We start from the raw sequence: 14614 nt of genomic DNA on the forward strand, positions 1-14614 counted from the left end.
CCTCTGCGCCTCCCTGGAGTCGATCCAGGCGCGACCGCTGTCTCCCGTCCCCGGGCCGTACAGTGTGGCGGTGCCCCGGCCGCTCGCGGCCGGGACACCGTCGCGCCGGTACCCGACGCGCGCTCCACCAGGAAGGAACACCGTGCGACGACTTCGTGCCACGGCTGCCGCTGCGGTCCTGGCGCTCGTCGCCCTCGCGGGGTGCTCCACCGACGACTCGACGAGCCCCGAGGTGACGGTCACAGGCGAGCCCGGCGAGGCTCCCACCGTCACCTACGTCACACCGCTCGCGGTGTCGAAGACCCATCGCTCCACCGTGTGGCCCGGTCCCGGTCCGGAACTCGTGGAGGGTGGCCCCGTGCTGATCGACTTCTGGCTCGAGAACGCGACCGACGCCTCGCTCGTCAAGGAGAGCTACTCCACCAACCCGACGCCGCGGCTCCTCACCGAGGAGGACCTGGGCACCGACCTGTACCGGACGCTCAAGGGTCAGCACGTCGGCGCCCGCCTGCTCCAGGTCAGCCCCGGCTCGGGATCGGGTGCGCTCGACTACCCGACCGTCACGGTGCTGGACGTCCTGCCGACGCGGGCGGACGGCGAGGCCGTGCCGCCACGTCAGGACCTCCCGGCGGTCACGCTCGGAGACGACGGCGCTCCCTCGATCACCCCGACCGGGACCGACCCCCCGGCCGGGCTGGACGTGCAGGCGCTCATCCGTGGCACCGGCGACCAGGTCGCCGAGGGCGACGTCATCACGGTCCAGTACACGGGCTTCGCCTGGACCACGGGCGAGTCGTTCGACTCGACCTGGCACAGCGGTCTGCCGGTCTCGTTCTCGCTGCAGGACGTGGAGGCGTGGCAGGAGGGCCTGGTGGACCAGCCTGTCGGCAGCCAGGTGATGCTGGTGGTGCCGCCCACCTACGCGCTGGGCGTGACGGACAGTCCCGAGCTCGCGGGGCAGACCGTCGTGTTCGTGATCGACATCCTTGCCACGGGCAGCCCGGACGGAGGCACCAAGTGACGCTGGCCCTACGTGTGATCCCCTGTCTCGACGTCGACGCCGGACGCGTCGTCAAGGGCGTCAACTTCGAGAACCTGCGGGATGCCGGCGACCCGGTGGAGCTCGCTCGGCGGTACGACGCCGAAGGGGCGGACGAGGTGACGTTCCTCGACGTGTCGGCGTCGCTCGCGGGCCGGGACACCACGTTCGACGTGGTCCGCCGCACGGCGGAGGAGGTGTTCGTCCCGCTCACGGTCGGCGGCGGTGTCCGCTCGACGGACGACGTGGACCGGCTGCTGCGGGCGGGCGCCGACAAGGTGGGCGTCAACACGGCGGCCATCGCCCGGCCCGAGCTGATCTCCGAGATCGCCCGGCGGTTCGGCAGCCAGGTGCTCGTGATCTCGATCGATGCGCGACGGGTCACGGGTGACGTGCGGACGGAGTCGGGCTACGAGGTGACGACCCACGGCGGGAAGCGCGGCACCGGGATCGACGCGGTGGCGTGGGCGGTGCAGGCGGCGGAGCTCGGGGCGGGTGAGGTCCTGCTGAACTCGATGGACGCGGACGGCACCGAGGACGGGTTCGACCTGGAGATGATCGGGGACGTCCGCGGCGTCGTGCACGTCCCGCTGATCGCGAGCGGGGGGGCGGGGACCGTCGAGCACTTCGTCGAGGCGGCGCGCGCGGGCGCGGACGCGGTGCTCGCGGCCAGCGTGTTCCACTTCGGCCAGCTGACGGTTCGCGACGTCAAGGACGGACTGGCCGCCGCGGGCGTCACCGTGCGCTGACCGGCGGCGCCGGGCCCTGGGCGGTCACACGGGCACTACCTGTCGGAGCGCCTCGACGTCGTGCGGTGCGCCCTCGGTGGTCACGTCGGCTGCTCGCCCGCGGCCGAACGCGTGCAGCAGGAGCTCGCCGACGTCGCCTCGGACGATGACGGTGCCGCGGTCGCCCCGCGTCCTGGTGACGCGGCGCCGGACACCGTCCGGCCGCACGAGGACGACGCCGACGCCCGCACGGCGCAACCGCAGGGGCGCGGTCCGCAGGAGCTGGCGCCACAGCGCGTCGGCGAGCGCGGGCTCGAGCGGGCGGGGCGGCACCTGCCCACCGCCTCGACGGACGTCCTCGGTGTGCACGAAGAGCTCCACGAGGTTGACGGGCTCGCCCGCCCACGACATCGGGTGCCACGCAGCGGGCGGCGCGGCGACACGCGCGACCAGGTCGCGGTACGCGCCCTCACCGGTGACCTGGTCCGCGAGCTCCTGGATGGCACGTTCGGCCCGGCCGGCCAGCGCCGGCACGACGATCCCCGCGCCGACCAGGGGGGAGCTCTCCCGCAGGACGACGTGCGCGGCGAGGTGACGTGCCTGCCATCCCTCGCACAGCGTGGGCGCCTCGGGCGGGACGGCGGACAGGGCCTGCGCCAGCTGGGCGCGCTCGTGCTGGTGCCAGGTCATGCCGCATGCTCGCACGCGCCCGGCGGGCCGGGGCGGTCGAACGTTCCGTGAGACGATCGACCGGTTCCCCGCCCCGCTCGGAAGGTCTGGCGTGCGCACGCGAGTCGAGCCACCACGGTCGATGGCCCTCACCGGATCCGCGGCACGTCGTGCGGTCACCCTCGTCGCTCGGGGCATGCGTGCGCATCCCGGGACGTATGCCCTGGCGGTCGCGACCTCGGCAGTCTTCGGTGCCGCGACGGTGGGCGTCAGCCGTGTGCTGGGCGCGGTGACCGACCGGGTCGTGGTCCCTGCACTGGCGGGCGACGAGCAGGCCAGGGGAGACATCTGGCTGGCGGGCCTGGCGCTGGTGCTGGTGGCCGTCACGTTGAGCGCGTCCGTCGCGGGTCGGCGGGCGTTCGCGGGCAAGGGGTTCGCGTCCATCCAGGCCGACCACCGCGAGGCCGTCACCCGCCAGTACCTGCACCTGCCGATGTCCTGGCACCGACAGCACCCGACGGGTCAGCTGCTCTCGAACGCGAGCGCCGACGTGGAGGCCGCGACGTCGATCTTCAACCCGTTGCCGTTCGCGCTCGGCGTCGTCGTCATGATCGCGGTGGCGGCGGTGGCGCTGTTCCGCACCGACGTGTGGCTCGCGCTGGCCGCGCTCGTGGTGCTCCCGCTCGCCACCGTCGCGAACGTCGTGTTCCAGCGGCGGATGTCGCCCGCGGTCGGCCGTGCGCAGCAGCTGCGCGCCGAGGTGGCCGACGTCGCGCACGAGAGCTTCGAGGCGGCGCTGCTGGTGAAGGCGCTCGGCACCGAGCACCGCGAGGAGGTCCGTTTCGCCGAGCGCGCCGCGCGGCTGAGGGACGCGAACGTCCGGGTCGGTACGGTGCGGGCGCTGTTCGACCCGGTGATCGACCTGCTGCCGAGCCTCGGCACGCTGCTGGTCCTGGTGGTCGGCACGGTCCAGGTCACGGAGGGTCGCATCCAGACCGGGGACGTGGTCGCCGCGGCATACCTGCTCACGCTGCTCGCCGTGCCGGTCCGGGCGTTCGGCTGGGTCCTCGGTGAGGCGCCTCGTGCGCTCGTCGGCTACGACCGGATCTCCCGGGTCCTGGACGCCCGTGGTGAGCGGCCGGCGGGCAGCGTCCGGTGGGAACCGCGAGGGGCCGGGGCCCGGGTCGAGCTGCGCGCCGTCCACCTCGAGGTTCCCGGGCGAGCCGGCCCGGTCGAGCTCCTGCGCGGCGTCGACGTCGTCGTCGAGCCGGGGCGGACCGTGGCCGTCGTCGGGTCGACGGGCGCAGGCAAGACCACGTTCGTGTCGCTCGTCAGCCGGTTGGCGGATCCGACGAGCGGTGCGGTGCTCGTCGACGACATCGACCTGCGGGACATGGCCTCGCACGACCTGACCAGGCACGTCGCGTTCGTCGCGCAGAGCACGTTCGTGTTCGAGGACACGGTCCGTGGCAACGTCACCTTGGCCGACACCGACGACCCGGACGCGCCGACCGACGAGCAGGTGTGGGACGCGTTGCGGCTCGCCCACGTCGACGACGTGGTCCCTGCGCTGCCGGGCGGGCTCGACGCGCCGCTCGGCGAACGGGGCGCGAACCTGTCGGGCGGCCAGCGCCAACGCCTCGCCCTGGCGCGAGCGCTCGTCCGGCGGCCGCGGGTGCTGGTCCTCGACGACGCCACGTCCGCCGTCGACCCGCGCATCGAGCAGGCGATCCTCGCCGGCCTGCGCGGCGCGCAGGGGTCGCCCACGGTGCTCCTCGTGGCCTACCGGATGTCGTCGGTGCTGCTGGCCGACGAGGTGCTGCACGTCGAGGCAGGCAGGGTCGTCGACCGCGGCACGCACGACGAGCTCCTGACCCGTGACCCCGGATACCGGGAGCTGGCCACGGCATACGAGCAGGAGTCGGCCCGGCGGGCGTCCCACCTGGTCGACGAGGCGGCGACCGAGGCCGTCGAGGAGCGCGCATGACGCCCTCGCCGGACCACCGGTTCGCGCCCGCGAGCGGACTCGGCGTGCTCGCGACGCTCCGCCGGGGCGTCGAGGTCTCGCCGCAGCTTGTCCGCGGGCTCCGGGTGACGCTGCTGCTCGCCGTCGTCGCGTCGCTGGGCAAGATCCTCGTGCCCGTCGCCGTCCAGCAGACCGTCGACACGGGGATCCTCGCCGTGGGAGGGCCCGACGTGTCGCGGGTCGCCGCGCTCGCCGGTGTCGCCGCCGTCGGGCTCCTCGTCGGTGCGGCGTGCTCCGCGGTGGTGAACGTCCGGCTGTTCCGGTCGAGCGAGGCGGGTCTGTGGACCCTGCGCACGCGCGCGTTCCGGCACGTGCACGACCTCTCGGTGCTCACGCAGAACACCGAGCGTCGCGGCTCGCTCGTGTCGCGCGTCACCTCGGACGTCGACACGATCTCGTTGTTCGTCCAGTGGGGCGGCGTCATGCTGCTCGTCTCCGTGCTGCAGATCGGCGTGGCCACCGTGCTGATGGCCGTGTACTCGTGGCAGCTCACCGTGCTCGTCTGGCTCGGGTTCGTGCCGCTCGTGGTGGCGCTGCGGCCCCTCCAGAAGCGGGTCAACGCCCGGTACACCGCCGTCCGCGAGCAGTACGGCGCGATGCTCGGCGCCATCTCGGAGGCCGTGGTCGGAGCCCAGACCATCCGCGCCTACGGTGCGGCGGACCGCACCCAGCGCCGGGTCGACGCGGCGGTCGCCGCGACGCGGCGGGCGATGGTGCGGGCGCAGAACCTGGTGGCGGTCGTCTTCTCCACCGGCGTGCTCGTCGCCAACCTCGTGCTCGCGGTGGTCGTCGTCGCGGGGACGTACCTCGGGATCGCCGGGGAGCTCTCCGCGGGCCGCCTGCTGGCGTTCCTGTTCCTCGTGCAGATGTTCACCGGGCCCGTGCAGCAGGCGACCGAGATCCTCAACGAGCTCCAGAACGCCACCGCGGGATGGCGCCGGGTCCTCGGTGTCCTGGAGACGCCGGTCTCCGTCGTCGACGCCGGAGCGACCGGCGTGCCGAGCCCTCGCGGCGCGGCGACCGTCCAGCTCCGAGGCGTCGGCTTCGCCTACCCGGACGGCCCGCCGGTGCTGCGTGACGTCGACATCACGATCCCCGCCGGGTCCTCCGTGGCGGTCGTGGGCGCGACCGGGTCGGGCAAGACGACGATCGCCCGCCTCGTGTCGAGGCTCATGGACCCGACCAGCGGGGCGGTGCTGCTCGACGGTGTCGACCTGCGGGACATCCCGGTGCAGGACCTCCGACGACGTGTCGTGCTCGTGCCCCAGGAGGGATTCCTGTTCGACGGCACGCTCGCCGAGAACGTCGCCTACGGGCTGCGGGACCTCGACGGGAGGATGCCGGCCGCCGACGACGCCCGGGTGGGCGAGGCGGTCGACGCGCTCGGACTGCGACCGTGGGTGGACGAGCTCGCGGGCGGGCTGTCGGCACCCGTCGGCCAGCGCGGCGAGTCGCTGTCGGCAGGGGAGCGACAGCTGGTCGCGCTCGCCCGCGCCTACCTCGCCGGGCCGGACCTCCTCCTGCTCGACGAGGCGACGTCGGCGGTCGACCCGGCTACCGAGGTCCGGATCGCCCGCGCCCTCGAGTCGCTCGCCCGAGGGCGCAGCACGCTGACCATCGCGCACCGGCTCTCGACGGCGGAGGCGGCCGACGTCGTGGTCGTGGTCGAGGCCGGCCGTGTCGTCGAGGTCGGGCCGCACGCCGAGCTCGTCGCGCAGGGCGGCACCTACGCGGCGATGCACGGCGCGTGGGTGTCCCAGACCCGCTGAGCGCCGCCGTCGCCCTCGCCGTCGGCCGCGCCCGGACCCGACGTCGCCCGGACGCCGACCGCGCCAGGACGCCGGTCACGACGCGGACCCGAAGCTGACCCGGACGCGGGCTGGACGCCGACCTCCCTGGTGAGCGGGCCGTGGCAGGATCGGTCCGTGCCTGAGAACGGTCCTGGCCCCCGCCCCTCCGACCCCGCCGACGACCGTGCCGTCGGCCCGGTGCCGGTCCTCGATCCCGAGGTCGCTGCTCGCCTGCGCCGGGACGAGCACGGCCTCGTGGCTGCCGTCGTGCAGCAGCACGACTCGCGCGAGGTCCTGATGGTCGGCTGGATGGACGACGAGGCGCTGCGCCGCACGCTCAGCACCGGCCGCGTCACCTTCTGGAGCCGGTCCCGCCAGGAGTACTGGCGCAAGGGCGACACCTCCGGCCACGCGCAGTACGTCAAGGCGGTGAGCCTGGACTGCGACGGCGACGCACTGCTCGTGCAGGTCGACCAGATCGGCGCGGCCTGCCACACCGGCACCCACACCTGCTTCGAGGCGGGCGGACTCCTGTCGGCGGTCGTCGGCCGGCGGCCGGAGCCCTCCCGTGCCGAGGCTTCCACCGGAGGAGACCGATGAGCGCGCCCAGCGTCGACAGCCCTGACACCGTCATCGCCGACGTCCCGTGGGGTGCGACCTGGCCCGCCCTCGAGACGTTCCGCGGGCTGGCACGTGAGCGACGGGTGATCCCGGTGGTGCGCCGCCTCCTGGCCGACGACGTCACCCCGGTCGGCCTGTACCGCACCCTCGCCGCCGGACGCCCGGGCACGTTCGTCCTGGAGTCGGCCGAGTCGGACGGGACGTGGTCGCGCTGGTCGTTCGTGGGCGTGCGGTCGCGCGCCACCCTGACGGTCCGTGACGGTGCGCCCGTCTGGGTGGGGGACGTGCCCGTCGGGGTGCCGACGGAGGGGGACACGCTCGACGTCCTGGCCCGCACGCTCGACGTCCTGCGGACGCCCGCGGTCCCCGGCCTCCCGCCGCTGACCAGCGGGCTCGTCGGGGCGCTCGGCTGGGACATCGTCCGGCACTGGGAGCCGACGCTGCCCGCGAAGGCACCCGAGGAGCTGGGCGTGCCCGAGCTGACGCTCCTCCTCGCCACGGACCTGGCGGTCGTGGACCACCAGGACGGGTCCGTGTGGCTCGTGGCGAACGCGATCAACTTCGACGACACCGACGACCGGGTCGACGAGGCGCACGCGGACGCGGTGGCCCGGCTGGACGCGATGCAGGCCGCGCTGCTGCACCCGGTCGACCCGGGCGTCTCCGTCCTCGTCGACGTCGACGAGCCGGAGCTCTCGTTCCGGTCCACCCGGGACGAGTTCGAGCAGGCGGTCCGGAGCGGCCAGGAGGCGATCCGGGACGGCGAGGTGTTCCAGGTGGTCGTCTCGCAGCGGCTCGACCTCGACTGCGACGCGGAGCCGCTGGACGTGTACCGCGTCCTGCGCACCATCAACCCCAGCCCGTACATGTACTACCTGCAGCTGCAGGACGCCGACGGTGCGAGCTTCGCGGTGGTGGGCTCGAGCCCGGAGACCCTCGTCAAGGTGACCGACGGACGGGTGGTCACGTTCCCCATCGCCGGCTCCCGCCCGCGCGGGGCTACGCCCGAAGAGGACCGGGCGCTGCAGGACGAGGTGCTGGCGGACCCCAAGGAGCGCGCCGAGCACATCATGCTCGTCGACCTGTCGCGCAACGACCTCGTGAAGGTGTGCGAGCCGACCAGCGTCGAGGTCGTCGAGTTCATGGCCGTCAAGCGGTACTCCCACATCATGCACATCTGCTCGACGGTGGTCGGCAGGCTCCGTGAGGGGGCGACCGCGCTGCAGGCGCTGGTCGCCACGTTCCCGGCCGGCACGCTGTCCGGGGCCCCGAAGCCTCGGGCGATCGCGCTCATCGACGAGCTCGAGCCCGCCCGTCGCGGGATCTACGGCGGCACCGTCGGCTACTTCGACTTCGCGGGGGACATGGACATGGCGATCGCGATCCGGACGGCGCTCATCCGGGACGGTCGGGCGAGCGTCCAGGCGGGCGGCGGTATCGTCGCGGACTCGGTCCCCGCCCTGGAGTACGAGGAGTCCCGCAACAAGGCAGCCGCCGCCGTGCGTGCCGTCCAGACGGCGTCCCGGCTCCGCCGGGCGGAGGCATGACGCAGGCCGCACCGGGCGTACCGCCATCGGCTCCGGCATCGGCAACCCCGTCGCGGCGCGGCACCCGTGGGCGGACCGCCGGCCTCATGGTCCTGCTCGCGGGCGTCACGGTCGCGCCGGCCCTCCCGACGTGGTTGACGACGACGGGGACCACGCCGCTCCGTGACTCCGTCACCGTCACCATCGCCGGCTCGCAGGTCGCGCCGGGGATCTTCGCCGCCGGCGTGGCCCTGCTCGCCGCGGCGGCCGCAGCGGCCCTGGTCGGCCGCGCGGGACGCTGGGTGGTGGCGGTCGTCGTCGCCGGTTGCGGCGTGCTCGTCGTGCTCGGCGCGGTCGCGGTCGTCGCGCACCCGGTGGCCGCGGCGACACCCGTCGTGGCGGACGTCACTGGTGTGGGGCACATCTCAGGTCCGGTCGAGACGACGGTGTGGCCGTGGGTCACCGTCGGCGTCGGCGTCCTCGTCGTGCTGAGCGCGGTCTGGTTCCTCCGCACGTCGCGGGGGTGGGGCGGGACGTCCCCCCGGCACGAGGCAGCGGGGACGCAGCCGGGCGTCGGGCCTGACGACGAGCGTGCGGACTGGGACGCGCTGAGCCGCGGCGACGACCCGTCGTGAGGACCACGTCTGCAGGTCGTGGTCCGATAAGGTGATGGTCGAACCTCGCACGAAGGGCACCATCTGATGGCCGACCAGTCCCTTGCGCACCGCGCGCAGCACGCCACCCGCACCGAGACCGTGCACCTGCCCCCGAGCGCGCCGCCGACCAACCACGGCAAGACCCTCGCCGCGTGGGTCACCACGTACGGCGTCGTGGGCGGGGCCGTCGTCATGGGTGTCGCCATGACGTTCGCGATCGTCTGGCTGGTCTGGGTCGGTCTGGGTGTCATCGTCGCGTCGCTCGTGCTCGGCAAGGTCCTCCAGGTGCTGGGCCACGGTCAGGGCGGAGCGGCGACGCGTGCACGCGAGGCCCGCTCCGGCGGTCACTGACCGGTCCGACCGACAGGACGCCGGCGGCCCCGCCCGTCCGTAGCACCACGCACTGCAGTGACCGCACGGACGTTCGTCCGGCTCACGCCGGACGTGACCGAGGAGGACCGATGTCGACCCCCCAGGACCCGCAGAACCCCTACGGAGACTCGCCACCCGAGCCGACGTCCCCCTACGGCGCACCGACGCCCCCGCCTGACCCGTCGCAGGGATATCCGCCGGCACCGCAGTACCCGACGTACGGGCAGGGCGCCGAGGCGTCGCAGTACCCGCCGCCCCAGTACCCGTCCGGCCAGTACCCGCAGGCGGGGCAGTACCCGGCCGCGACGCCCTACGGGGCCGGTCAGTACGGGTACGTCTATCCCAAGAACTCGCTCGGCGTCTGGTCGCTGGTCCTGGGCATCCTCGGCATGGTCCTGTGCGGCCTGTTCACGGGCATCCCCGCGGTGATCGTCGGCAGCAGCGCGAAGCGCGCCGTCGCGGAGGGCGAGGCCAACAACGGCGGTCTCGCCACGGCGGGCGTCATCCTCGGGTGGATCGGCATCGGGTTGTCGGTGCTGGGCATCGTGCTGTGGGTGTTCGTGATCGGTGTCGCCGGCCTGAACGCCGGCACGTCGAACTACTGACCCGTGCCGAGCTGCTGATCCCATGTCGTCCGAGCGGCCGGCCCTCCCGCAGGACCCCGTCCCGCAGGATCTCCTGACGCCGGATCCGCTCGTGGCAGGTGCCGTCGCGCGGGCTCGTCCCACGCCGGCCCCGCCACCGGCCGGGCGGTGGCGCGTGTGGGCGCTGACGGGCAGCACGCGACGTCCGCTCGCCGTGGCCGCCGGCGTCGCGGCGGGCACGGTGCTGCTCGCGGTACGGGACCCTCACGTGGCGGGGAGCTACGCGCTCTGTCCGCTGCACGCGCTGACCGGGCTGTGGTGCCCGGCGTGCGGCTGCCTGCGAGCGACGCACGACCTGGCTCACGGGGACGTGGTCGGCGCCTGGGGCATGAACCCCTTGTGGGTGCTCGCGGTGCCGGTCGTCGCCGCACTCTGGCTGCGGTGGTGGGCCTCCGCGGCAGGGAAGCGGCCGTGGCGGACCATCCCACCGACGGCAGGGTGGGTCGGGCTGGCGGTCGTGCTCGTGTTCGGGGTGCTGCGCAACGTCCCCGCGCTCGCACCCTGGCTGGCGCCCTGACCGCACGACCGGTTCGTCCCGGTCCGCACGCCGGCGTCGTGGCTGTGGGGCGGCCGGTCCACGGACCGGCGTGTGGTCCGTGTCACCTCCGGACGCCTCTACGATGGCCACCGGAGACACCGTCGCCACCGAGGGCAGCGGGAGGGCTCCGCACCGGGGAAGGGGTGAGGCTTCGATGACCGTGCTCGACGACATCGTCGCAGGCGTCAGGGAGGACCTTGCCGTCCGCGAGGCGGCGACCTCGCTGGCCGTCGTGAAGGAGCTCGCGGCCAAGCGGCCGTCGGCGCTCGACGCCGTGGCGCGGCTCCGGGTCGAGGACGCGGTCACGGTGATCGCCGAGGTCAAGCGCTCGAGCCCGAGCAAGGGTTCGCTGGCGCCGATCAAGGATCCTGCCGCGCTGGCCGCCGAGTACGAGAAGGGCGGTGCGGCCGTCATCTCGGTGCTCACCGAGCAGCGCCGGTTCAAGGGCTCCCTGGCGGACCTCGACGCGGTGCGCGCGAAGGTCGACATCCCGGTGCTGCGCAAGGACTTCGTCGTCACGCCGTACCAGGTGTGGGAGGCGCGGGCGCACGGCGCCGACGCGGTGCTCCTCATCGTCGCGGCGCTGGAGCAGACCGTGCTGGAGTCGCTCGTGGAGCGGGTGCACTCGCTCGGCATGACGGCGCTCGTGGAGGTGCACGACACCGAGGAGGTGGCGCGCGCCGTGGACGCCGGCGCGCGGGTGATCGGCGTCAACGCCCGGAACCTCAAGTCGCTCGAGGTGGACCGGACCACCTTCTCCCGGGTCGCACCCTCGATCCCGTCCCACATCGTCAAGATCGCGGAGTCCGGGGTCCGTGGTCCGCACGACGTCGTCGACTACGCACGCGCCGGCGCCGACTCGGTGCTCGTCGGAGAGGCTCTCGTCACGGACGACGCGCCTCGCAACTCGGTCGCGGACCTGGTGGCGGCCGGAGCGCACCCCTCGCTGCGGGCGGTGCGCCGGTGAGCGGTCGGCCCGGCGTCCCTGGCATGCGGGACATCCGCTCCGGCGGCGGCCCGCTGGCGGCGCACCTGGGCCCCTACTTCGGTGACTTCGGCGGCAGGTTCGTCCCGGAGGCGCTGATCGCGGCGCTGGACGAGATCGACACCGAGTACCACAAGGCGCTCACCGACCCCGCGTTCGGCAAGGAGCTCGCACGGCTGCACCGCACGTACACCGGGCGGCCCAGCCCGCTGACGGAGGTCCCGCGGTTCGCGCGCCACGTCGGTGAGGGCGTGCGCGTGTTCCTCAAGCGCGAGGACCTCAACCACACCGGTTCGCACAAGATCAACAACGTGCTCGGGCAGGCGCTCCTCGTGAAGCGCATGGGCAAGACGCGCGTCATCGCGGAGACGGGTGCCGGTCAGCACGGCGTCGCGACGGCCACTGCCGCGGCGCTCATGGACCTCGAGTGCACGATCTACATGGGCGAGGAGGACACTCGCCGTCAGGCGCTCAACGTCGCCCGGATGGAGCTCCTCGGCGCGAAGGTCGTCCCCGTGACGATCGGCACCCGCACGCTCAAGGACGCCATCAACGAGGCCCTGCGCGACTGGGTGGCGAACGTCGAGACGACCCACTACCTGCTCGGCACCGTCACCGGCCCGCACCCGTTCCCGGAGATGGTCCGGGACTTCCACCGGGTCATCGGCGAGGAGGCGCGCGCCCAGCTGCTCGAGGAGATCGGCCGGCTGCCCGACGCGGTCGCGGCGTGCGTCGGGGGAGGGTCCAACGCGATGGGCATCTTCAACGCGTTCCTCGACGACCCCGACGTCCGTCTGTTCGGCTTCGAGGCCGGGGGAGAGGGCATCGAGTCCGGCCGGCACTCGGCCCGGTTCCGTGGTGGTGCGCCCGGTGTGCTGCACGGCGCGAAGTCGTACCTGCTGCAGGACGAGGACGGCCAGACGCTGCCGAGCCACTCGGTGTCGGCGGGCCTCGACTACCCGAGCGTGGGGCCGGAGCACGCATGGCTGCACGACATCGGTCGCGCGGACTACCGGCCGGTGACGGACGTCGAGGCGATGGAGGCGTTCCGCCTCCTGTGCCGCACGGAGGGCATCATCCCGGCCATCGAGTCGGCGCACGCCCTGGCGGGCGCGATGCAGATCGGCCGCGAGGCGTCGACGTGGCGCGGTGACGACGGCCACGACCCCGTCCTGCTCGTGAACCTGTCGGGTCGCGGCGACAAGGACGTGGCGACCGCCGCCGCGTGGTTCGGCCTGATCGAGGACGAGCCTGTCGTGCTGGCCGACGAGGGGGAGCAGCTGTGACGGGGAGCGTCGGGATCCGGTCCCAGGTCGGGGAGCGGCTGGACGCGCTCCGTGCCGACGAGGGCCGCGCCGCGCTCATCGGCTACCTGCCGGTCGGGTACCCGAGCGTGGCCGGGTCGGTCGAGGCCGTGCGGACCATGATCGACGCCGGCGTCGACGTCGTCGAGCTCGGTGTCCCGTACACCGACCCCGTGATGGACGGGCCGGTGATCCAGCGGGCGGCCGACGCCGCGTTGCTCGGTGGTGCACGCGTGCGCGACACGGTCGAGGCCGTGGAGAAGGTCGCCGGTCGTGGTGCGCCGGTGCTCGTCATGACGTACTGGAACCTCGTGCTGCGCTACGGCGTCGAGGCGTTCGCCCGTGACCTCGCCGCGGCGGGTGGCGCAGGGTTGATCACCCCGGACCTCATACCGGACGAGGCGGGCGAGTGGATGGCGGCCGCCGACGCGTACGGCCTCGACCGGGTGTTCCTCGTCGCGCCGAGCTCGACCGCGGAGCGGCTGGCCTCGACGGCAGCGGCGTCGCGCGGGTTCGTGTACGCCGCGTCGACGATGGGCGTCACGGGCGAACGGTCGACCGTCGGCTCGCGGGCCGAGGAGCTGGTCGCACACACGCGGGCGGCGGGCGCGGACCACGTGTGCGTCGGGCTGGGCGTCTCCCGTCCGGAGCAGGCGGCGCAGGTCGGCGCGTACGCCGACGGCGTCATCGTCGGTTCGGCGCTCGTCCGGACGCTGCTCGACGCACAGGACGCGGGCACCCCGGCGGCCGGCCTCGACGCGCTGGCCCGGCTGACGGCCGACCTGGCGGCGGGGGTCGCCTCGTCCGCCCGGGTCGCCCGGTGAGATCGCTGGCCACGTCGATCCCGAGCCCGTCCCAGGGCGTCTGGCACCTGGGGCCGTTTCCGATCAGGGCGTACGCGTTCGCGATCCTGCTCGGCATCCTCGTGGCGTTGTGGATGACCCGGCGCCGGTGGGTGGAGCGTGGCGGCGACGCCGACACCGTCCTCGAGATCGCGTTCTGGGCGGTGCCCTTCGGCATCCTCGGTGGGCGGATCTACCACGTCATCACGTCTCCGGACGCGTACTTCGGCGCGGGTGGCGAGCCGTTGCGTGCCCTCGCCATCTGGGAGGGCGGCCTCGGCATCTGGGGCGCCGTCGCGCTCGGCGCGGTCGGCGCGTGGATCGGGTGCCGCCGTCACGGCGTCCTTCTCGCCCCGTTCGCGGACGCGCTCGCCCCGGGCCTGCTCGTGGCGCAGGCGATCGGCCGTCTCGGCAACTGGTTCAACCAGGAGCTGTTCGGTGGTCCCACGAGCCTGCCGTGGGGTCTGCGGATCGACGACGCGCACCTGCCGCCCGGCTACGACCCCGGCACCCTGTTCCACCCCGCGTTCCTGTACGAGATCGTCTGGAACCTCGCCGGTGCCGCCCTCCTGATCTGGCTCGACCGGCGCTACCGGCTCGGCCACGGGCGGGTGTTCTGGCTCTACGTGGTCGTCTACACGACCGGCCGGCTGTGGATCGAGCTGCTGCGGATCGACACGGCACACCACATCCTGGGCCTGCGCCTCAACGTCTGGACGTCCATCATCGTGGGCCTCGGCGCGCTGGTAGCGTTCGTGGTGGTCGGACGCCGGCAACCTGGGCGAGACACGACACTCCTGCGAGAACCCCCCCGCACGCAGGACGACGAGGAGAGCACGTCGGAGCCCGCTCGCTGACCGCGAGCCAACCTGAC

General features: G+C 73.6%; 15 protein-coding genes. 14 read left to right on the forward strand and 1 reads right to left on the reverse strand.

The genetic code is table 11. The features are described from left to right. Positions 1-70 precede the first annotated feature (70 nt). Positions 71-1021, forward strand: coding sequence for an FKBP-type peptidyl-prolyl cis-trans isomerase (locus ACVW07_RS00570; RefSeq protein ID WP_456817352.1), 951 nt, complete (start codon positions 71-73; stop codon positions 1019-1021). Next, complete coding sequence (gene hisF, locus ACVW07_RS00575; protein ID WP_456817353.1) at positions 1018-1788, forward strand: imidazole glycerol phosphate synthase subunit HisF; 771 nt, start codon at positions 1018-1020, stop codon at positions 1786-1788. The genes ACVW07_RS00570 and hisF overlap by 4 nt, the downstream gene beginning before the upstream one ends. Positions 1789-1812: 24 nt before the next feature. On the opposite strand, the gene ACVW07_RS00580 is transcribed toward hisF, so the two are convergent. After that, a complete protein-coding gene (locus ACVW07_RS00580; protein ID WP_456817354.1) occupies positions 1813-2457 on the reverse strand; it encodes a TIGR03085 family metal-binding protein in 645 nt (214 codons plus the stop codon). A gap of 121 nt (positions 2458-2578) precedes the next feature. Between ACVW07_RS00580 and ACVW07_RS00585 the strand changes: the two genes are divergently transcribed. From ACVW07_RS00585 to lgt, 12 genes are all read left to right on the forward strand, one after another. Next, positions 2579-4423 (forward strand): ABC transporter ATP-binding protein, encoded by a 1845-nt coding sequence (locus tag ACVW07_RS00585; protein ID WP_456821000.1) that lies wholly within the window; start codon positions 2579-2581, stop codon positions 4421-4423. Further along, the gene (locus ACVW07_RS00590; protein ID WP_456817355.1) at positions 4420-6231 is read left to right on the forward strand and encodes an ABC transporter ATP-binding protein; all 1812 of its coding nucleotides are present in this window, start codon (positions 4420-4422) and stop codon (positions 6229-6231) included. The genes ACVW07_RS00585 and ACVW07_RS00590 overlap by 4 nt, the downstream gene beginning before the upstream one ends. A 219-nt stretch (positions 6232-6450) precedes the next feature. After that, positions 6451-6852, forward strand: coding sequence for a phosphoribosyl-AMP cyclohydrolase (gene hisI / locus ACVW07_RS00595; protein ID WP_456821001.1), 402 nt, complete (start codon positions 6451-6453; stop codon positions 6850-6852). Further along, on the forward strand, positions 6849-8420 hold the full coding sequence (locus ACVW07_RS00600; protein ID WP_456817356.1) for an anthranilate synthase component I: 1572 nt from the start codon (positions 6849-6851) through the stop codon (positions 8418-8420). The genes hisI and ACVW07_RS00600 overlap by 4 nt, the downstream gene beginning before the upstream one ends. 86 nt (positions 8421-8506) lie before the next feature. After that, positions 8507-9034, forward strand: coding sequence for a Trp biosynthesis-associated membrane protein (locus tag ACVW07_RS00605; protein ID WP_456817357.1), 528 nt, complete (start codon positions 8507-8509; stop codon positions 9032-9034). 66 nt (positions 9035-9100) lie between these two features. Beyond that, entirely contained in the window at positions 9101-9406 is a 306-nt protein-coding gene (locus tag ACVW07_RS00610; RefSeq protein WP_456817358.1) for an HGxxPAAW family protein, read from the forward strand. A 110-nt stretch (positions 9407-9516) separates the two neighbouring features. Then, positions 9517-10032 (forward strand): DUF4190 domain-containing protein, encoded by a 516-nt coding sequence (locus ACVW07_RS00615; protein WP_456817359.1) that lies wholly within the window; start codon positions 9517-9519, stop codon positions 10030-10032. A gap of 22 nt (positions 10033-10054) precedes the next feature. Further along, positions 10055-10588 (forward strand): DUF2752 domain-containing protein, encoded by a 534-nt coding sequence (locus ACVW07_RS00620; RefSeq protein WP_456817360.1) that lies wholly within the window; start codon positions 10055-10057, stop codon positions 10586-10588. 175 nt (positions 10589-10763) lie between these two features. Then, the gene (trpC, locus tag ACVW07_RS00625) at positions 10764-11576 is read left to right on the forward strand and encodes an indole-3-glycerol phosphate synthase TrpC (RefSeq protein WP_456817361.1); all 813 of its coding nucleotides are present in this window, start codon (positions 10764-10766) and stop codon (positions 11574-11576) included. 23 nt (positions 11577-11599) lie between these two features. Beyond that, positions 11600-12880, forward strand: a complete 1281-nt coding sequence (trpB, locus tag ACVW07_RS00630; protein ID WP_456821002.1) for a tryptophan synthase subunit beta — start codon at positions 11600-11602, stop codon at positions 12878-12880. Further along, positions 12877-13722: a tryptophan synthase subunit alpha gene (gene trpA / locus ACVW07_RS00635; protein ID WP_456817362.1), complete on the forward strand. Its 846-nt coding sequence runs from the start codon at positions 12877-12879 to the stop codon at positions 13720-13722. Before trpB ends, trpA begins: the two co-directional genes overlap by 4 nt. After that, positions 13719-14597 (forward strand): prolipoprotein diacylglyceryl transferase, encoded by an 879-nt coding sequence (gene lgt / locus ACVW07_RS00640; protein WP_456817363.1) that lies wholly within the window; start codon positions 13719-13721, stop codon positions 14595-14597. The genes trpA and lgt overlap by 4 nt, the downstream gene beginning before the upstream one ends. The last annotated feature ends 17 nt before the right edge of the window (positions 14598-14614 follow it).

It is taken from the genome of Cellulomonas sp. URHB0016, from assembly GCF_054057935.1.